This window comes from Blastococcus sp. SYSU D00813 (assembly GCF_054050735.1).
The window spans coordinates 115,907-133,853 of record NZ_JBJGZX010000003.1 but is presented as its reverse complement, the minus strand read 5'-3'; the positions used below and the strand labels follow the sequence as shown (position 1 = coordinate 133,853).

Annotated in this window: 18 protein-coding genes; 11 read left to right on the top strand and 7 right to left on the bottom strand. The window is 74.7% G+C overall.

Annotated elements, in window-relative coordinates:
• The first annotated feature begins 111 nt into the window (after positions 1 to 111).
• From ACI8AX_RS03235 to dnaB, 6 genes are all read left to right on the top strand, one after another.
• The gene (locus tag ACI8AX_RS03235; RefSeq protein WP_456548357.1) at positions 112 to 1,182 is read left to right on the top strand and encodes a hypothetical protein; all 1,071 of its coding nucleotides are present in this window, start codon (positions 112 to 114) and stop codon (positions 1,180 to 1,182) included.
• A 235-nt stretch (positions 1,183 to 1,417) separates the two neighbouring features.
• Positions 1,418 to 1,708 carry a 30S ribosomal protein S6 gene (gene rpsF / locus ACI8AX_RS03230; protein ID WP_456544339.1) on the top strand — a complete coding sequence of 97 codons (291 nt, stop codon included), beginning with the start codon at positions 1,418 to 1,420 and terminating at the stop codon, positions 1,706 to 1,708.
• A gap of 2 nt (positions 1,709 to 1,710) precedes the next feature.
• Complete coding sequence (locus ACI8AX_RS03225) at positions 1,711 to 2,196, top strand: single-stranded DNA-binding protein (RefSeq protein ID WP_456548356.1); 486 nt, start codon at positions 1,711 to 1,713, stop codon at positions 2,194 to 2,196.
• Positions 2,197 to 2,335: 139 nt separating this feature from the next.
• A complete protein-coding gene (gene rpsR, locus ACI8AX_RS03220; RefSeq protein ID WP_456548355.1) occupies positions 2,336 to 2,572 on the top strand; it encodes a 30S ribosomal protein S18 in 237 nt (78 codons plus the stop codon).
• Between the two features lie 11 nt (positions 2,573 to 2,583).
• Entirely contained in the window at positions 2,584 to 3,030 is a 447-nt protein-coding gene (gene rplI / locus ACI8AX_RS03215) for a 50S ribosomal protein L9 (RefSeq protein WP_456548354.1), read from the top strand.
• Positions 3,031 to 3,646: 616 nt separating this feature from the next.
• Positions 3,647 to 5,017: a replicative DNA helicase gene (dnaB, locus tag ACI8AX_RS03210; protein WP_456548353.1), complete on the top strand. Its 1,371-nt coding sequence runs from the start codon at positions 3,647 to 3,649 to the stop codon at positions 5,015 to 5,017.
• 63 nt (positions 5,018 to 5,080) lie between these two features.
• Here dnaB and ACI8AX_RS03205 read toward each other — a convergent pair whose 3' ends face one another.
• Positions 5,081 to 5,779, bottom strand: a complete 699-nt coding sequence (locus ACI8AX_RS03205) for an NUDIX hydrolase (RefSeq protein WP_456548352.1) — start codon at positions 5,777 to 5,779, stop codon at positions 5,081 to 5,083.
• A gap of 92 nt (positions 5,780 to 5,871) precedes the next feature.
• Here ACI8AX_RS03205 and ACI8AX_RS03200 point away from each other — a divergent pair, with 92 nt between their 5' ends.
• A complete protein-coding gene (locus ACI8AX_RS03200; protein ID WP_456548351.1) occupies positions 5,872 to 6,870 on the top strand; it encodes an SPFH domain-containing protein in 999 nt (332 codons plus the stop codon).
• Entirely contained in the window at positions 6,867 to 7,745 is an 879-nt protein-coding gene (locus ACI8AX_RS03195; RefSeq protein ID WP_456548350.1) for a hypothetical protein, read from the top strand. Before ACI8AX_RS03200 ends, ACI8AX_RS03195 begins: the two co-directional genes overlap by 4 nt.
• Before the next feature lie 49 nt (positions 7,746 to 7,794).
• Here the strand turns inward: ACI8AX_RS03195 and ACI8AX_RS03190 are convergent, their stop codons facing one another.
• Together ACI8AX_RS03190 and ACI8AX_RS03185 are read right to left on the bottom strand one after the other, a co-directional pair.
• Positions 7,795 to 8,991: a fatty acid desaturase family protein gene (locus tag ACI8AX_RS03190; RefSeq protein WP_456548349.1), complete on the bottom strand. Its 1,197-nt coding sequence runs from the start codon at positions 8,989 to 8,991 to the stop codon at positions 7,795 to 7,797.
• A 32-nt stretch (positions 8,992 to 9,023) separates the two neighbouring features.
• A complete protein-coding gene (locus ACI8AX_RS03185; RefSeq protein WP_456548348.1) occupies positions 9,024 to 10,133 on the bottom strand; it encodes a ferredoxin reductase in 1,110 nt (369 codons plus the stop codon).
• Between the two features lie 108 nt (positions 10,134 to 10,241).
• Here ACI8AX_RS03185 and ACI8AX_RS03180 point away from each other — a divergent pair, with 108 nt between their 5' ends.
• Positions 10,242 to 11,423 carry a PucR family transcriptional regulator gene (locus ACI8AX_RS03180; RefSeq protein ID WP_456548347.1) on the top strand — a complete coding sequence of 394 codons (1,182 nt, stop codon included), beginning with the start codon at positions 10,242 to 10,244 and terminating at the stop codon, positions 11,421 to 11,423.
• Positions 11,424 to 11,439: 16 nt separating this feature from the next.
• Here ACI8AX_RS03180 and ACI8AX_RS03175 read toward each other — a convergent pair whose 3' ends face one another.
• From ACI8AX_RS03175 to ACI8AX_RS03165, 3 genes are read right to left on the bottom strand one after another with little or no spacing between them, the layout of a single operon-like run.
• Positions 11,440 to 12,030: a class I SAM-dependent methyltransferase gene (locus tag ACI8AX_RS03175; protein WP_456548346.1), complete on the bottom strand. Its 591-nt coding sequence runs from the start codon at positions 12,028 to 12,030 to the stop codon at positions 11,440 to 11,442.
• A gap of 37 nt (positions 12,031 to 12,067) precedes the next feature.
• Positions 12,068 to 12,514 carry a pyridoxamine 5'-phosphate oxidase family protein gene (locus ACI8AX_RS03170; protein ID WP_456548345.1) on the bottom strand — a complete coding sequence of 149 codons (447 nt, stop codon included), beginning with the start codon at positions 12,512 to 12,514 and terminating at the stop codon, positions 12,068 to 12,070.
• Positions 12,515 to 12,539: 25 nt separating this feature from the next.
• The gene (locus ACI8AX_RS03165) at positions 12,540 to 13,880 is read right to left on the bottom strand and encodes a DNA polymerase IV (RefSeq protein WP_456548344.1); all 1,341 of its coding nucleotides are present in this window, start codon (positions 13,878 to 13,880) and stop codon (positions 12,540 to 12,542) included.
• A gap of 129 nt (positions 13,881 to 14,009) precedes the next feature.
• Between ACI8AX_RS03165 and ACI8AX_RS03160 the strand changes: the two genes are divergently transcribed.
• Together ACI8AX_RS03160 and ACI8AX_RS03155 are read left to right on the top strand one after the other, a co-directional pair.
• Positions 14,010 to 14,564: an NfeD family protein gene (locus ACI8AX_RS03160; protein ID WP_456548343.1), complete on the top strand. Its 555-nt coding sequence runs from the start codon at positions 14,010 to 14,012 to the stop codon at positions 14,562 to 14,564.
• Positions 14,561 to 16,105, top strand: coding sequence for a flotillin family protein (locus tag ACI8AX_RS03155; RefSeq protein WP_456548342.1), 1,545 nt, complete (start codon positions 14,561 to 14,563; stop codon positions 16,103 to 16,105). The genes ACI8AX_RS03160 and ACI8AX_RS03155 overlap by 4 nt, the downstream gene beginning before the upstream one ends.
• A 59-nt stretch (positions 16,106 to 16,164) precedes the next feature.
• On the opposite strand, the gene ACI8AX_RS03150 is transcribed toward ACI8AX_RS03155, so the two are convergent.
• The gene (locus tag ACI8AX_RS03150; protein ID WP_456548341.1) at positions 16,165 to 17,904 is read right to left on the bottom strand and encodes a DEAD/DEAH box helicase family protein; all 1,740 of its coding nucleotides are present in this window, start codon (positions 17,902 to 17,904) and stop codon (positions 16,165 to 16,167) included.
• Positions 17,905 to 17,947 lie beyond the last annotated feature (43 nt).

Sequence of the window (17,947 nt, the reverse complement as noted above, 5' to 3'; positions counted from 1 at the left end):
ACAGTAGTTCCGGCCGACGACAGGTTTACGCGTAACCCGGGACACACATCATCGTTCCTGCACCGTGACGGGGGTTACTCCCCGGTAGCTCGACGGAGGGTGTGCAGGGACATGGTGACCGGTCGGATCCGACGCAGCGCCCGGCGGGGTCTCGCCGGGGCGCTCCTGCTCTGGCTGGCCATCCTGGGGACGTCGGTGCTCGTGGCGCCCAGCGCCAGCGCCGACCCCAACGGTCGGGTCGACCCGGTGGTGGACGTCTTCATCCGGGACCTCACGCCGCCCTACGTGTCGGTCGACGACGGCGACACGGTGCGCTTCACCAACCAGATCCAGGACAAGACCGTGCAGGTGGGCGGCGGGGGCCTCCTGCCGACGCTGGTCAGCGTGACGGTGCGGACCGAGGTCACCCTGACGATGCCGACCGGCACGCGGGTGCTGCCGCCCGGCGCCTCCTGGGACGAGACCTTCGACCGCGACTGCTCGCTGCCCGGGATCGTCGACGTCTGCCTGATCGGCTACACGTACCGCCTGCAGAGCAACGCGTCGCTCACCTCGGCGCTCACCGACGCGGTGTTCCGGCTGCTGCCGCCGCTCCCGGTGCCCACGCCGTTCGTCGTCACCACGCTGCCGCTGCCGAACCTGCCCGGCGTGGACCTGCCGCAGCTGCCGGTGATCGACGTCCCGACCCTGCTGCCCGGCGTCCCCGAGCTGCTGCCGCAGCTGGTGCCGCAGGGCGAGGCGCCCACGCCGACGCAGGCGCCGGTCCTCCCGCAGGCGCCGGCGGCGTCGGGTGTCGACGGGCTGCCCTACGCCTACGACACCGGCCTCGGCGCCGCGGACATGGCGCCCACCGGCGGCGGCGTCGCGGCGCTCGACCTGAGCCGGTTCACGCCCGCCTCCGGTGGCGGCCCGGCCGGTGCCGCGAGCGCGGCGGGCGGCGGGTCCGGTGGTGGCGCGGGTGGCCACGACGGCGCCTCCGTCCCGGTCTTCGGTCAGCTCTCCGGGGCGGGCGGGGACCTGGACGAGGAGAGCGCCACGAGCGCCGACCCGGCCGGCCCGGCCGCCGGCGCCCTGCCGCTGCCGGCACTCCTCGCCGTCGTGGCGCTGGCGGCGTCGACCGCCGCGCTGGTGCGCACGCAGTCGGCCGCCCGCTCGACCGGCGGGTCGCACCGCTCGCGCTGAGCCCCTCCACCGACGGCCGCCGCCCCCGCCCGGGACGGCGGCCGCCGGTGCCTCCGGTACGTCCCCGTGGACGGCGGTCCCGTGGACGGCCGGCGGGCGATCCGCCGCGCGCTGGTAGCCTGTCCGGTGGCGCGTTCTCCTCCCGCTCCGCGGGGGTGGGGCGCGCGACGCATGTACGACCCTCCTGCTGCAGATGCACTGCAGCCGCCGAGACCAGAGGAGGTGGGGTTTCTCCATGCGCAATTACGAACTGATGGTCATCCTCGACCCCGAGCTGGAGGAGCGCACGATCGCTCCCTCCCTCGACCGGTTCCTGACCGTCGTCACCAACTCCGGTGGCACGGTGGGCAAGGTCGACATCTGGGGCCGCCGTCGGCTGGCCTACGAGATCAAGAAGCAGATCGAGGGCATCTACGCCGTCATCGACATCAACGCCGAGCCCGCTGCGGTGGCCGAGCTCGACCGGCAGCTGAACCTCAACGAGTCGGTCCTGCGCACCAAGCTGATGCGGCCCGAGGTCCACTGACCATGGCCGGCGAGACCGTCATCACCGTCATCGGCAACCTGACCTCCGACCCGGAGCTGCGGTTCACGCCGTCGGGTGCCGCGGTCGCGAACTTCACCGTCGCCTCCACCCCGCGGACGTTCGACCGTCAGTCGCAGGAGTGGAAGGACGGCGAGGCGCTCTTCCTGCGCTGCAACGTGTGGCGGCAGGCGGCGGAGAACGTCGCCGAGTCCCTCACCCGTGGCTCGCGGGTCATCGTCTCCGGTCGCCTCAAGCAGCGCTCCTTCGAGACGAAGGAGGGCGAGAAGCGCACCGTCGTCGAGCTCGAGGTCGACGAGGTGGGCCCCTCGCTGCGCTACGCCACCGCGAAGGTCACGAAGGCCCAGCGCGGTGAGGGTGGCGGCGGCTTCGGCGGCGGCGGTGGCGGCGGTTTCGGTGGTGGCGGTGGCGGTGGCGCGAGCGACCCGTGGTCGACGCCCGCCGGCCCGTCCGACGAGCCGCCCTTCTGAGGAAGGACCCCTCGCAGGACCCCCTCGCCCCCCACGCCTCGCTCCGCTCGGCGCGGGCCCCTGCGAGGGGGGCCGCAGCTCCCACCCGGGAGCCCTCATCCGCACCATTTCCTGATCCACGTCGTACCTGGAGAACCCAGTGCCCAAGCCCCCCGTGCGCAAGCCCAAGAAGAAGGTCTGCCAGTTCTGCAAGGACAAGGCGACCTACGTCGACTACAAGGACACGACCCTGCTGCGGAAGTTCATCTCCGACCGCGGCAAGATCCGTGCCCGCCGCGTCAGCGGCAACTGCAGCCAGCACCAGCGTGACGTCGCGACGGCCGTGAAGAGCAGCCGCGAGATGGCGCTGCTGCCCTACACCTCCACGGCGCGCTGACCATGAGCACGATGAAGCTGATCCTGACGCAGGAGGTCACCGGTCTCGGGTCCTCCGGCGACACCGTCGAGGTCAAGGGCGGCTACGGCCGCAACTACCTCCTGCCCCGCGGCCTGGCCATCGTGGCCACCCGCGGTGCCGAGAAGCAGGTCGAGTCGCTGCGCCGGGCGCGTGCCGCCCGCGACGTGCGCAGCCTCGAGGAGGCGCAGACCGTCGCCGGCCGCCTCAGTGGGCTGACCGTCCGCGTGCCGGCCCGTGCCGGCGAGGGCGGCCGCCTGTTCGGGCGCGTCACCACCGCCGACGTCGCCGCCGCGGTGACCGCCGCCGGCGGGCCGGAGCTCGACCGTCGTCGCATCGAGCTGCCCAGCAGCATCAAGACGACCGGCCAGCACAAGGTCACGGTGCGGATCCACCCCGAGGTGGCCTCGGAGCTGACGATCGACGTCGTCGCCTCCTGACCCACGCACACCCCACGAGGGGCGTCGGACTCCGGTCCGGCGCCCCTCGTGGCGTCTCGGGTCCGCTGAGGGCGCTCCTCCCGCCCCCTGGGGCCCGTGCCACGCGCGATGCGCGCCCCGGGACCGGCCAGCGGCCCGACGGGTCACCTACCGCACACTGCCCGTGTCGCCGCCCCGGGCTGTGGACGAGGGGCCGGCGTGTGACGCCTGGGACGCCTGCGCCGGGCGGGCGACACGCCGGGGGACGACACGGCGAGTTCTCCCGGATTTCTCCCGTCCACACCCGGTGCGTCGTCGCGGTGCTGGTCAGGTGCGGGATACGCGGCCGGCGCCGTCCCCGTCCCCCGCTGTCTCCACATGTCGACACGCCTGTGTCCACCGACTTGTCCACAAGTTGTGCAGAACGGCGCCCACAGCGGTGATGGACGGACCGGTCCGCCGTTTCTAACGTCCTCCCTGCCTACCCGCCCGACCCGAACTGTCGGCGGCTCGCGGTAGGAACTCCTCGAACGCACGTTCGAGACGGATGACGAACGTCCTGGTGCTCCCCCACCGGGCCCCGGCCGGCGGCCGGGGTCTGTGGCGGGGTGCGCCGGAGAGTGGATGGAGGACCGACGTGGCGGTGGCCGACGACTTCAGCCGGCCCCAGGCAGCGGCGCCGGAGTACGACCGGCAGCCGCCGCAGGACGTCCAGGCGGAGCAGTCGGTGCTCGGCGGGATGCTGCTGAGCAAGGACGCGATCGCCGACGTCGTCGAGCAGTTGCACAGCGCCGACTTCTACCGGCCGGCGCACGCGATCATCTTCGACTGCATCCTCGACCTCTACGGCCGGGGCGAGCCCGCGGACGCGATCACCGTGGCGGCCGAGCTCAACCGCACCGACCAGCTGTCGAAGATGGGCGGCGCGGTCTACCTGCACACGCTGATCGCCTCGACGCCGACCGCGGCCAACGCCGGCTACTACGCCGCGATCGTGGCCGAGCAGGCCGTCCTGCGGCGGCTGGTGGAGGCCGGCACCCGCGTGGTCCAGCTGGGCTACGGCGCGGCCGGCGGGCGCGGCGACGTCGACGACATCGTCGACCGCGCGCAGCAGGAGATCTACGACGTCACCGAGAAGCGGATGAGCGAGGACTACTCGCGGCTGGAGGACATCCTCCAGCCGACGATGGACGAGCTCGACGCCATCGCCAGCCGCGGCGGGGTGAGCCGCGGCGTCCCGACGGGCATCCGGGATCTCGACGAGCTGACCAACGGCCTCCAGGCCGGCCAGATGGTCGTCATCGCGGCAAGGCCTGGCGTGGGCAAGTCGACGCTGGGTCTGGACATCGCGCGGTCAGCGGCGATCAAGCACCACATGTCCACGGTCATCTTCTCGCTCGAGATGAGCAAGCACGAGATCACCATGCGTCTCCTGTCGGCCGAGGCCAAGGTGCCGCTGCACCACATGCGCGCCGGCACGCTGTCGGACGAGGACTGGTCGAAGCTGGCCCGCCGGATGGGCGAGGTGGCCGACGCCCCGCTCTACATCGACGACTCGCCGAACATGACGATGATGGAGATCCGGGCGAAGGCGCGGCGGCTCAAGCAGCGCAACGACCTCAAGCTCGTGGTCATCGACTACCTCCAGCTGATGACGTCGGGAAAGCGCGTCGAGAGCCGCCAGCAGGAGGTCTCCGAGTTCTCCCGCGCACTCAAGCTCCTGGCCAAGGAGATCGAGTGCCCGGTGATCGCGATGTCGCAGCTGAACCGTGGGTCCGAGCAGCGTCAGGACAAGAAGCCGATGCTCTCCGACCTCCGCGAATCGGGCTCGATCGAGCAGGACGCTGACATGGTGATGATGATCCACCGCGAGGACATGTACGAGAAGGAGTCCCCGCGGGCCGGCGAGGCCGACATCATGCTGGTCAAGCACCGCAACGGCCCCACCGCCAACGTCACGGTCGCCTTCCAGGGTCACTACAGCCGGTTCGTGGACATGGCCAACTGACCTGGACCGACCACCCCGCGGGCCCGTCCCTCCGTCGCCTCGACGGGGGACGGGCCCGCGGCGTCAGTTCTCCGCGCGGAGCAGGGGCGGGTGCAGCGCGGTGGCCGGGCCGCGCCGGTAGAGCTGGGCCGGCCGGCCGCCGTCCCGGGTCGTGGTCTCCCCCGTCGGCTCCAGGAAGCCGGTCGCGCTGGTGACCTTGCGGTGGAAGTTCCGCGGGTCCAGCGGCCGCCCCCACACCGCCTCGTACACCCGCCGCAGTTCGGCCACGGTGAACGACGGGCCGCACAACGACGCGGCCAGCGACGTGTACTCGAGCTTCCCCCGCGCCCGGGCCACGCCGTCGGCGAGCACCACGTCGTGGTCGAAGGCCAGCCCCGGCGACACCTCCTCCACCGGCGCCCAGCGCGTGGCCGCCGCGTCGCTGCCGGCCCGCGGCTCCGGCGGCGCCGCGACCAGCGCCAGGTGCGCCACGGTCACCACCCGCATCCGCGGGTCGCGGTGCGGCGCCCCGTACGACGCCAGCTGCTCGAGGTGGGCGGCCCCCGGCCTCAGCCCGGTCTCCTCCGCCAGCTCCCGCGAGGCCGCGGCCAGCAGGTCCTCGTCCGGCCGGACGAACCCGCCCGGCAGCGCCTCCCGCCCGGCGAACGGCTCCTCGCCACGGCGCACGACCAGCACGTGCAGCCGGTCGGCCCGCACGGTCAGCACCACCAGGTCCACCGTCACCGCCACCGCGGGGAACGCCTGCGGGTCGTAGCCGTCCACGGCGCCACCCTAACGCACTAATCGTCGGATTGACGACAAGCGTCGGCGGTGCTTATCGTCAAGACGACGACAACACCGAGGAGGGACCTCCGATGGCCGACATCACCCGCTACCCCTTCGTCCGCCACCTGCGCAGCTCGGCGACCGCGCACGTCCTCCGCGTCCGCAACGGGCAGGTGGTCCAGGCCGCCACGGGCGCCAGCTTCTGGTTCCGGCCGCTGTCGGCCGTCCTGTCGGAGGTCCCCGTCGACGACCGCGAGCTGCCGCTCCTCTTCCACGCCCGGACGGCGGACTTCCAGGACGTCACCGTGCAGATGACGCTCACCTCCCGCGTCACCGACCCGGCCCTGGCGGCGGCACGGGTGGACTTCTCGATCGACCCGGTCACCGGGCGCTGGCAGGGCACCCCGCTCGAGCAGGTCGCCGGCCTGCTCACCGAGTCGGCGCAGCAGCACGCCCTCGACCTGCTGGCCACCATCGACCTCGCGGCGGCGCTCACCCGGGGCGTGGCGCCGGTCCGGGACGCCGTGGAGCGCGGCCTGGCCGCCGACCCGCGCCTGGCCGAGACCGGCATCGCCGTCATCGGTGTGCGGGTCGTCGCCGTCCGCCCGGAGGCCGACGTCGAGCGGGCGCTGCAGACACCCACCCGCGAGCGGGTGCAGCAGGAGGCCGACCGGGCCACCTACGAACGGCGGGCCCTGGCGGTCGAGCGCGAGCGGGCGATCAGCGAGAACGAGCTGGCCAACCAGATCGAGCTGGCCCGGCGCGAGGAGGAGCTCGTCGGCCAGCGGGGCGTCAACGCCCGCCGCGAGGCCGAGCACGCCGCGGCCGCCGCCGAGGTCGCCAGCGAGGCGCAGGCCCGCCGCGACCGGCGGGCGGCGCAGGTCCGGGCCGACGCCGAGCGCCTGGCCGGCGCGGCCCGCGGCGAGGCGACGGCCGCCTACCTGGCCGCGCACGCCGACGTCCCCGCCGACGTGCTGCTCGCCGTCGCCGCCCGCGAGCTGGCCACGAGCCTGCCCAAGGTCGACAGCCTGGTCCTCACGCCCGACCTGCTGGCCCCCGTGCTGGCCAAGCTCGGCGGTGCCCGGTGACGCTCGCGCCTCGGGTGGTCGTGGTCTCCCGCACGACCGAGCTCCGGGAACTCGTCGCCCGGCACGGCACCGCGGCCCAGGCTGCGTTCTTCCTGCGCACCCGTGGCCGCGACATCGCCGAGGTGACCGAGCGGGACGCCGGCCAGGCCCGGGCACTGGCCGCCGCCACCGCGGGCATCCCGGTCGACTGGCGCCGGGGCGCCGTCGAGCGCGCCGACCTCCCGCGCTTCCTGTTCGCGCCGGACGACGTCGTCCTCGTCGTCGGGCAGGACGGGCTGGTCGCCAACGTCGCCAAGTACCTCGACGGGCAGCCGGTGATCGGTGTCGACCCCGAGCCGGGCCGCAACCCCGGGGTGCTGGTGCGGCACCGGCCCGAGGAGGTGGCCGCCCTGCTCCGGGACCGGCCCCGCCCCACGCCGCTCACGATGGTGGAGGCCGAGACCGACGACGGCCAGCTGCTGCGGGCCCTGAACGAGGTCTACGTCGGCCAGCCGACGCACCAGACGGCCCGCTACCGGCTCACCGCGCCCGGCGCCGGGCCCGAGCGGCAGGCGTCGTCCGGCGTCCTCGTGTCGACCGGCACGGGCGCCACCGGCTGGTGCCGCTCGGTGTCCCGGGAGCGCCCGGGCGCACCGCAGCTGCCGGCGCCCGGCGACCCGCGGCTGGCCTGGTTCGTGCGCGAGGCCTGGCCGTCCCCGGCGACCGGGACCAGCCGCACGCAGGGCCTGCTCGAGACCGGCGCCGTCCTCCACGTGGACGCCGAGTCCGACGGGCTCGTGGTGTTCGGCGACGGGCTCGAGGCCGACCGGCTGACCCTGAGCTGGGGCCAGCGGGTCACGGTCCGCCGCGCCGGCCGCTGCCTGCAGCTGGTCTGAACCGGCCACCCTGCCCCGCGGCGAGCCGCGGAGGCAGGGTGGCGCTTCCTCAGGCGGCCTCGGCCTGCAGCAGCCGGCGGCGGACCGTCTTCGGCCCGGTCGACATCTTCCACAGCTTCACCAGCTGGGACGGCAGGTTCTTCGCCGTCGTGTTGTCCAGCCAGCCGTTGGGCAGCGAGAGCCGGAAGATCTTGTGCCAGGCCGAGTAGACCTGCTTCGGCAGCGGCGCCGAGTGGTAGTTGAGCCCGTACTCCTCGAACAGCGCCTGCACCTTCGGCGCGATCTCCGCGTACCGGTTGCTCGGCAGGTCGGGGAACAGGTGGTGCTCGATCTGGTGCGACAGGTTCCCGGTCATCAGGTGCATGGCCCGGGACCCGGAGATGTTGGCCGAGCCGAGCATCTGGCGCACGTACCACTCGCCCTTGGTCTCGCCGTCGATCGAGCGCTTCTCGAACGTCTCGACGCCCTCCGGGAAGTGCCCGCAGAGGATGACCGAGTTCGACCACAGGTTGCGCACGATGTTCGCGACGAAGTTGGCCGCGAGCGTGGGCACGAAGTTCGGCCCCGAGAGCAGCGGGTGGACGACGTAGTCCTTGCGCACCTGGCGGCCGATCTTGCGCAGCACGGCCTTGGCGCGCCGGCGGAACTCCGGGTCCTTGGTCTGCTTCTTCGCGATGACCGCCCCGAGCTCGAGGTCGTAGGCGGCGATCCCGTACTCGAAGAAGCACGCGTTGACGAAGCTCCACAGCGGCTGGAGCAGGTAGGCCGGCACCCACTTCTGGTCCTCGTCGACGCGCATGATGCCGTAGCCGAGGTCGTTGTCCTTGCCGACCACGTTCGTGAACGTGTGGTGCAGCTGGTTGTGCGAGTGCTTCCACTGCTCGGCCGGGCTGGCCATGTCCCACTCCCACGTCGTGGAGTGGATCTTGGGGTCGCGCATCCAGTCCCACTGGCCGTGCAGGACGTTGTGCCCGATCTCCATGTTCTCGAGGATCTTGGCGACCGACAGGCCGATCGTGCCCAGGATCCACGCGGGCGGGAAGCCCGAGGCGAGCAGGACGGCGCGGCTGCCCAGCTCCAGCTTGCGGTGCACGTCGATGACGGTGCGGATGTAGCGGGCGTCGGACTCCCCACGGGTGTCCAGGACGCCCTGGCGGATCGCGTCGAGCTGCTTGCCCAGGAGCTCGATGTCCTCGGCGGTCAGGTGCGCGATCGGGTTGTCGGACTTCTTCTGGATGACGGTCATGGGTCCGGCTCCTCTGGTCAGTGTCGGACGGGTCAGTGGTCGATGGCGCAGGCGCCGGCGGCGGCGCTGACGCAGGTCTGGACGAGGACGCCGTCGCCGGGGGCGGCGGTGGTCACCTCGCCGGTGCGCAGGTCGCGGACGGCGCCCTCGCGCAGCGGCAGGACGCAGCCGAAGCAGATGCCCATGCGGCAGCCGCTCGGCATGAGGACGCCGGCCTCCTCGGCGGCGTCGAGGATCGGCGTGGCGCCGTCGGCCTCGAGCGTCGTCCCGTTCGCGGTGAAGGTGACGGTGCCGCCCTCGCCGTCACCGGCGACGACCGCCGGCCGGAAGCGCTCGGTGTACAGCTGGTCGGCCACGCCGGCGTCGGCCCAGTACCGCTCCAGGGCCTCGAGCATCGGCAGCGGCCCGCAGGCCCACGTGGCGCGCTCGGCCAGGTCGGGGACCAGCGCCGCGATGCTCGCGGCGTCGAGCATCCCGTCGGTGTCGGTGTGCTGCTCGACCAGCCGGATCCGCCCGGCGGCGGCCAGCTCGCGCAGCTCCGCGCCGAAGATGACGTCGTCGGCCGTCGGCGCCGAGTGCACGAGCACCACGTCGGTCAGCTCGTCGGCAGCGAGGTTGCGCAGGATGCCCATGACCGGGGTGATGCCGGAGCCCGCGGTGACGAACAGGGCCTTGTCCGGGCACGGCCGGGGCAGCACGAACTCGCCGGTGGCCTGGTCCAGCTGCACGATCGTGCCCGGCTCGGTGCGGTGCACCAGGTGGTTGCTGACCTTGCCGTCCGGGATGGCCTTCACCGTGATGGTGAAGCAGCCGTCGGCCCGCCCGAGCACCGAGGTGATCGAGTAGGCGCGCCACTGGCGGACGCCGTCGACGTCGACGCCCAGGCGCACGTACTGGCCGGGGACGTGCGGCTGCCAGTCGCGGCCGGGGCGGATCACGAGGGTGGCGGCGTCCCGGGTCTCCCGGTGGACCGCCTCGATGCGGCCGCGCAGCGCCGCACCGGAGCGCAGCGGGTCGACCAGGTCGAGGTAGTCCGACGGCAGCAGCGGTGTCGTGGCGAGCTCGGCGAGCTTGAACACGCGGTCCCGCAGCGCGGTCAGCCGGGGCCGGGCGGGAGGAGCGCTCGGCTGGGTCACGGTCATGTCTCGAGGGTTTCCCAGCCGGGGAGCTAACTACCTGTGCCTTCGACGTGAATCGGCGGCATACTCTTGTTCGCCCGGTACAAAAGCGGCGGCGTGCAGGGAGGTGCGGTGCCCGGGGACCAGCCGGCGTTCCCGCCCGACGTCGCGGCCGCGCTGACCGAGCAGCTGCCCGGCGTCGCGGAGTCGACGATCGCGGCCATCGTCGTCGAGGTGCCCAGCTACGCCGACGCCTTCAGCGGGGTCATGGGCAAGACCATCGACCGGGCCGTGCAGCTCGCACTCGGCGGCTTCCTCAGCCTGGCCACCGGCGGCGCCGACCCCAGCCGCCCGGTCGGCCCGGCGCTGGAGGGCGCGTACGCCCTCGGCCGCGGCGAGGCCCGCAGCGGCCGGTCGATGGACGCCCTGTTGGCGGCCTACCGGGTGGGGGCGCGGGTCGCCTGGCGGCACATGAGCAGCGCGGCGGTCGCGGCCGGCATGTCGCCGGAGGACCTCGCCCGCTTCGCCGAGCTGGTGTTCGCCTACATCGACCAGCTGTCGGCGTCGTCGGTCGCCGGGCACGCCGACGAGCTGGCCTCCACCGGCCGGGCCCGGCGCCGGTACCTGGAGCGGCTGGCGGCGGTGCTGCTGGCCGGCCGCCCGCTGCACGACCTGACCGCCGCCGCCGAGCGGGCGGAGTGGCTGCCGCCGCGCACGCTGACCGCCGTCCTGCTGCCCGAGACCCAGGCGCGCGCCGCCCTCTCGGCGCTGGACGTGCGGACCCTGGTCAGCACCGAGGAGCACCCCGACGCCCCCGTCGGCCCCGAGCGGGTCGTGCTCCTGGTGCCGGACGCCGAGGGCCGCGGGCGGGCCCCGCTGCTGGCGGCGCTGGACGGGCGGGAGGCGGTGGTCGGGCCGCCGCGGCCGTGGGCGCAGGCCCAGGCCTCGCACGCCCGGGCGCAGCGGGCCGTGCAGCTGGGGCTGCGCGCCGAGGGCAGCGCCCCGCTGGACACCGAGGAGCGGCTCGCCGAGCTGGTGCTGCGCGCCGACGCCACCGCGCTCACCGACCTCCGGGCGCGGGTGCTCGCGCCGCTGGACCGGGTCGGCGCCGCCGCCCGCGAGAAGCTCACCGAGACCCTGCGCTCCTGGCTGCTGCACCACGGCCGCCGCGACGCGGTCGCCGCGGAGCTGTTCGTGCACCCGCAGACGGTGCGCTACCGGATGGGCCAGCTGCGCGAGCTGTTCGGCGACCGGCTCGACGACCCGCGCACGGTGCTGGAGCTGACGGTCGCGCTCGCCGTCCCGGCGCCGTAGGCACCGGGACCCTCCCTCAGGCCGGGGCCAGCACCGCGACGAGGAAGTCCGATCCCGGCGTGAACGGGTGCAGGTGCCAGGTCGACAGCAGGACCGACGGCGCCAGGCCCGCGGTGCGCGCGTCGGCCAGGAAGTCGTCGAAGGCGTAGTCGCGGCCGGCGCCGAAGCCGACCACCGCCCGCCCGTCGGCGGCCAGGTGGGCGCGGAACCGGCGCAGCACCTCCACCCGGGTGCTGGGCGCGAGGAAGGTGACGACGTTCCCCGCGCACACGATCGCGTCGAACCGGTCGGGCAGGTCGAGCTCGGCCAGGTCGCCGACCAGCCAGCGCGGGCCGGGGTGGTCCTCCTGGGCGGCGGCGATCAGCACCGGGTCGACGTCCACGCCGACCACGTCGTGCCCGGCGCGGGCCAGGTGCCCGCCGACCCGCCCCGGCCCGCAGCCGGCGTCCAGCACGCGGGAGCCGCGCGGCAGCATCGCGTCGACCAGCCGCGCCTCGCCGACGATGTCGGTGCCCTGCGCCGCCAGCCGCCGGAAGCGCTCCACGTAGGCCGGTGAGTGGCCGGGGTCGGCCTCGGTCATCCGCACCCATGCGCTCGGCTCGGTCATGCGCCCATCCTCTCCGGACGCCGTGCGGGCCCGGCGGTCAGGTGCGCACGTGCTCCTCGAGACCGCGGTCCGGGTGCCAGGCCAGGATGCGCAGCGCCGTCCGGTCGTCGGTGTGGCCGGTCCACACCACCTCGGTGAGGTCGAGCCGGAAGAGGTGCGCGCCGCCGGCGTCGCCCTCGTGCACCGCCCGCCCGGCCACCTTCGCCTCGCCCGGCCAGCTCCTGCCGCCCTCCCCGGGGTCGGCGGTCGGGCTGTGCACCGCCACCCGCGGGTCGCGCAGCAGGTCGCGCGCCTTCACGGCGCCGGCCATGGAGCCCAGCCGCAGCTCGCCGTCGGCGGCGAACTCCACCTCGGTGCCGCTGATCCGCGGCCCGCCGTCGGCCCGCAGCGTCGCCATGGTGGCGTGCGGCGACGCAGCGAACGCGGCCCGGACCCGCGCCGCCAGGTCCGGGACCTCGGCCGCGACGTCCGACCAGCGCGCCATGCCGGCAGTGTGCTCCGCTCGGGCGCTAGGCGGCAGGCCGCCAGTCCGGCGGGTCGGCCGGGTGCAGCGCGGGGTCGTCCGCGGGGAAGGTCCGCACCGGGCCCGGCGGGGTGAGCGGGCCCTCGAAACGCACGGTGACCCGGCCGATCCCGCGGCCCCACACCCAGCCGGCGCCCATCTCGTCGTGCCGCACGTCCTGCCCCGGCCACCAGCGCCGCTCGGCGGGCAGGTCCGGCTCGGGCTCCGCGGCGGCCGGGGCGGCGACGTCGTCCTCGTCCGGCGCGTCCGCGTCGTCGGCGAACAGGTCGCCCTGCGCGTACAGCGACAGCCCGGAGACGCCCACGCCGAGCAGCCGCAGGCCGCCGGCGGTCCCGGCCTCGTCGAGCAGCCGCCGCGCGATCCCGGCGATCTGCCGGGGGTCGTCGGTGGGCTGCGGGAGGGTCTGCGAGCGGGTGAGCGTCGTGAAGTCGTACCGGCGCAGCTTCAGCGTCACCGTCCGGCCGGAGTACGCGGCCGCCCGCAGCCGGCCGCCGACGCGGGCGGCCATCGCGTCGATCTCCCGGCCCAGGACGGCGCGGTCGGTGAGGTCGCGCTCGAACGTCTCCTCGGCCGACACCGACTTGGTCTCCCGGTCGGGGACGACGGCGCGGTCGTCCTCCGCGCGGGCCAGCTGGTACAGCCCGGTGCCGTGCGCCCGGCCGACCAGCGCGACGAGGTCGGGCAGCGAGCGCGCGGCCAGGTCGCCGACCGTGCGCACCCCGACCGCGTGCAGCCGCTCGGCGGTGGCCGGTCCGACCCCGCCCAGGTGCGTGACGGGCAGCGGGTGCAGCACCTCGAGCTCGGTCCCGGGGGCCACCACGACCAGCCCGTCGGGCTTGTCCAGCTCCGACCCGAGCTTGGCCATGAGCTTCGAGCTGCCGATGCCCACCGAACCGGTGACGCCTCCGGTGGCGGCCGCGATCCGCTCCTTGAGCCCGCGGGCCAGCGCCGTGACGCCGTCGACGGTGAGGTCGTTCGCGGGCCCGGCGGCGAGGTCCACGTACGCCTCGTCGATCGACACCGGCTCCACCAGCGGCGACAGCTCCCGCAGCAGGCCCATCACGACGTCGGACGTGGCCCGGTACGCGCCGAACCGGCCGCCGAGGAACGCCGTGCCGGCCGGGCAGCGGCGGCGGGCCTCGGCGGTCGACATCGCCGACCGCGCACCGTAGGCGCGCGCCTCGTACGACGCCGTGGCGACGACGCCGCGCCCGCCGACCCCGCCGACGACCACCGGCCGGCCGCGCAGCGAGGGCTTGTCGCGCTGCTCGACGGCGGCGAAGAAGGCGTCGAGGTCCAGGTGCAGCACGCTGGCCTCTCGACGCACGTCCCCCATTCTCGCGCCCGCTGCCGACACGCCCGGGTGAACCGGCACGCGACCGTCACCGAACCGGTTGATCGCCGGGCTGCCGGGCTGGGAGTCTGCGGTCTCCGACCAGCGCACCCGAGGGGGACCGTGAGCACCGCCGCGACCACGTTCCTCGTCGTCGGCGGGGTCGGCGTCGTCCTCCTGCTCGTCTCGCTGGTCGTCGGCGAGATCGGCACCCTCGCGCTCGACGCCGGCGGCGGTCCCTTCTCGCTCGAGGCGGTGGCCGCGCTGCTGGGCGGGGTCGGCTTCGGCGGCGCCGCGACGGTGGCGCTGCTGCCCGAGGACCTTGCCGGCACGGCGGCCGTGCTGATCGCCCTGCTCGTCGGCCTCGCGCTCGCCGTCCCGCTGGCCTGGGGAGCGGTCCGGCTGGCCCGCACGTTCCGCGACATGCCGACCACCGAGACGCTCACCCGCCACCACCTGGCCGGGACGCAGGGCGTGGTCGTCTCCGCGGTCCCCGCCGGCGGGTTCGGCGAGGTCCGGCTGGGCCTGGCCGGCCAGAGCCTCAAGTACGCCGCCCGCAGCGACGTCGCGCTGCCGGCCGGCACCCCCGTCTACGTGGTCGAGGCGCTCAGCGAGACCGCCGTCCACGTCGTCTCGACCGCCCCGGACCCCCTCCCAGAAGTCGGAGAGAAGCCATGACCCTGCTGATCGCGGTCGGCGGCCTCGTCGTCCTCGTCATCGCGCTGGTGCTGTTCGTGCTCAGCCGCATCAAGGTGGCCGGGCCCAACCAGGCCTTCATCGTCACCGGCCGCCAGGGGCGGCAGGTGACCGACGCCTCGGGGCTGGTGTCCCGGGACGCGTCCGGGCAGAAGGTCGTGATGGGCGCCAGCGTCTTCGTGCTCCCGGTCGTGCAGAAGCTGCACACGATGGACCTGTCCAGCCGGCGCATCCCGGTCGGCATCCGCGGCGCGGTGTCCAAGCAGGGCGTGAAGTGCGACCTCGAGGGCGTGGCGATCGTCAAGGTGGGCGGCAGCGAGGGTGCCATCCGTGCCGCCGCGCAGCGCTTCCTCAACCAGCAGGGCGGCATCGACACCTTCACCTCGGAGGTGCTCGCCGGTGCGCTGCGGTCGATCGTGGGCCGGCTGACGATCGAGGAGATCATCCGCGACCGCGCCGCCTTCGCCTCCGCCGTCGCCGAGGAGGCCGAGTCCTCCCTCACCGGCCAGGGCCTGGTGCTCGACACCTTCCAGCTGCAGGACATCCAGGCCGAGGGCACCTACCTGGCCGACCTCGGCCGGCCCGAGGCGGCGCGGGTGCTCAAGGAGGCCAGCATCGCCGAGGCCCGCGCCCGGCAGGCCGCGCAGCAGGAGCAGCTGCTCGCCGACGAGGCGATCGCCGTCGCGCAGCGTCAGCTCGCGCTGCGGCAGGCCGAGATCAGCGCCGAGACCGACGCGGCGAAGGCCAAGGCGGCGGCCGCCGGTCCGCTGGCCCAGGCCGCGCAGGACCAGGCGATCCTCAGCGAGCAGGAGAAGGTCGCCGTCCGCACCGCCGCGCTGACCGAGCGGCAGCTGGACACCCAGGTCCGCCGCCCGGCCGACGCCGAGCGCTACCGGGTCGAGCAGGAGGCCGAGGCGCGCAAGAACGCCGCGATCCTCACCGCCGAGGCCGAGCGGCAGGCCACCATCGCCGCCGCGCAGGCCGCCGCCGAGCAGGCGAAGCTCTCCGGTGAGGGCGAGCGCGCCCGCCGGTCCGCCCTGGCCGAGGCCGAGGCGATCGAGGGCGCCAAGCGCGGGGAGGCCGAGAAGCTGCGCCGCCAGGCCGTGGCCGACGCCGTCGAGCGGGAGGGTGCGGCCGAGGCCGCCGCGATCCTGGCCCGGGGCCAGGCCGAGGCGTCGGCGCTCGACGCCCGGTCGGAGGCCTTCGCCAAGTACGGCGAGGCGGCCATCCTCGAGATGCTGGTCAAGGTGCTGCCCGAGGTCGTGCAGGCCGCGGCGGCCCCGCTGTCGAGCGTGGACAAGATGACGGTCATCTCCGCCGACGGCGCCAACGCGCTCAGCCGGTCGGTCGCGTCGAACGTGGCGCAGGGCCTGCAGCTGTCCGGCGACCTGACCGGCCTGGACGTCAACGCGCTGCTGCGCCGGCTCTCCGGGGCGGGCTCCGCGGTCGGCCAGGGCAACGGCGACGGGGTCACCCGCATCCCGGTCGACGGCGCGTCCCCGGACGGCGCCGCCTCGAACTGAGCGTGTGCGCTGACGCCGCAGGACCCGACCGGTCGTGCGGCGTCAGCGCACACGGTGGCTCAACCGGCGTCGGTGAGCGCGGCGCCGGGCAGCCAGTCGGCGTCGAGCAGCTCGGCGATCTCCTGCAGCGACGACGTGTCCGCGCCGGCCGTGGAGCCGCTGACCGCCAGCCGCTCCACCATCACCCGGGCCACCTGCTCCTCGACGGTGTCCTCCGCGAAGGCCACCCGCCACGGCGAGGTCTTCCCGTCGCGGTGGGTGCGGCCGGTGACCTGGCGGGCCTGGATGCCCGAGAACCGCGGCTGGTGGAACAGCCCGACCCGCGGGGTGTCCGTGGCGGTGGCGCCGCCGGGCAGCAGCTCGCCCGCGTGCAGGCTGATGGACGCCGTCACGGTGAAGACGCACACCGGGGCGGCGCCGGTCTGGAAGCGCAGCCGCTCGGCCTCGACGTCGAACCGGTCGCGGCCGTAGATGCCGGCCACGGCGATCCCCGCGTCCAGCAGCGCCTCGCGGATCGGGTCGGCCGCCGTCTCGACGAACTCGACCGACACCGCCACCTGCCGCTCGGCCTCGACCTGGGCGCGCACCCAGTCGACGGTGGCCGGCACGCGGATGAGCCCGGCCTTCTGCCGGAACCGGAGGAGGGCCGCGCGGCCGCGGGCGGTCTGCCGCCCGCGGCGGGCCAGCTGCATCTCCGCGCGGAACTCGTTCCACTCAGCCTCGTAGCTCGCCCGCTCGGCGGGGCTCAGCGCCACCGCCGCCCCGCCCACCGACACCGCGCCCCACGGGGCCGAGCGGTGCAGCGCCGCCGGCGGGTCCCCGCCGGTCAGCCACTCCTGCAGCCGGTCGAGGTCGGCGCGGCGCTCGCCGGCGTCCTCCGTCCAGGCCCAGCCGTAGCGGCCCCGTTCCACGTGGAACCCATGCTCGGCGAGCTTCGCCGGGAGGTCGGCCCAGGCGCGCAGAGGCTCGCCCGCGCGGGCGGCGAACTGCGGCGCCAGGTACGGCAGCTCCAGCGGGGTGTGCGCCGGGGTGGCGGTGGCCGCGACGACGAACGGGGCGTCCTCGACCCGCGCCGCGCCGGACACCGCCTTCCAGTGCTTCCAGCGCTGGGTGGTGGTGTGCCGCACCATGTGCGCCTCGTCGCCGATGACGACGTCGAACCGCGGCGCCGTCTTCAGCAGCGCCGCGACCTTGGCCAGCCGGTCCCAGGTGGTGACGCACCAGCGCAGGCCGCCGTCGCCGAAGCCGGCGATCGAGCGCGTCCAGTGCGGGATGGTGATCGCGGCGGGCCGGTCGGCGACGACGAGCACCCGGTCGCCGCCGCGCATCTCGCAGACCTCGCGGGCGGCCATGATCGCCGTCCCCGTCTTGCCGACGCCGGGGTCGTCGCCGAGCAGGAACACCCGGTGCCCGGCCGCGGCCGAGGCGATGACGGCGTCGGCACCGGTGCACTGCTCCTCGCGCGGCTCCAGCGACCGCGCCTGCGGCAGCGGCCGCGGCTCGTCGTTGAGCTCGTCCTCCAGGAACCGCTCGAGCGTGTACGGCGGCGGGTCGTAGGGCGCCAGCTCCGGCGGCAGCTGCCGGCCCACGAAGACGTGCGCCTGCAGTCCGGGGTGCCACGAGGCGCCGGGCGCGGGGGCGCGGAAGGGGACGGCGAGCACCCACACCCGCTCGCCCGGACCCGCGGTGGGGAGGTCGGGGGCGGGCTTCGCCGCGCGGCGGGCGGGCGCGCGCCGCTTGGTCGCGGTGCGCGTGGTGCCGCTCGCTCGGGTGGTGGTCCGGCGACGCCGTCCGGGCATGGTGGTGCTCCCCCTCGTGGTCGGAGCCGACGACGGTAGGCGG

Coding starts and splice junctions, on each gene's coding strand:
- ACI8AX_RS03185 (WP_456548348.1), bottom strand. CDS start 10,133: ATGACCGTGACCCAGCCGAGCGCTCCTCCCGCCCGGCCCCGGCTGACC.
- ACI8AX_RS03190 (WP_456548349.1), bottom strand. CDS start 8,991: ATGACCGTCATCCAGAAGAAGTCCGACAACCCGATCGCGCACCTGACC.
- ACI8AX_RS03155 (WP_456548342.1), top strand. CDS start 14,561: ATGACCCTGCTGATCGCGGTCGGCGGCCTCGTCGTCCTCGTCATCGCG.
- ACI8AX_RS03175 (WP_456548346.1), bottom strand. CDS start 12,030: ATGACCGAGCCGAGCGCATGGGTGCGGATGACCGAGGCCGACCCCGGC.
- rpsF (WP_456544339.1), top strand. CDS start 1,418: ATGCGCAATTACGAACTGATGGTCATCCTCGACCCCGAGCTGGAGGAG.
- ACI8AX_RS03150 (WP_456548341.1), bottom strand. CDS start 17,904: ATGCCCGGACGGCGTCGCCGGACCACCACCCGAGCGAGCGGCACCACG.
- ACI8AX_RS03200 (WP_456548351.1), top strand. CDS start 5,872: ATGGCCGACATCACCCGCTACCCCTTCGTCCGCCACCTGCGCAGCTCG.
- rplI (WP_456548354.1), top strand. CDS start 2,584: ATGAAGCTGATCCTGACGCAGGAGGTCACCGGTCTCGGGTCCTCCGGC.
- ACI8AX_RS03170 (WP_456548345.1), bottom strand. CDS start 12,514: ATGGCGCGCTGGTCGGACGTCGCGGCCGAGGTCCCGGACCTGGCGGCG.
- ACI8AX_RS03225 (WP_456548356.1), top strand. CDS start 1,711: ATGGCCGGCGAGACCGTCATCACCGTCATCGGCAACCTGACCTCCGAC.
- ACI8AX_RS03235 (WP_456548357.1), top strand. CDS start 112: ATGGTGACCGGTCGGATCCGACGCAGCGCCCGGCGGGGTCTCGCCGGG.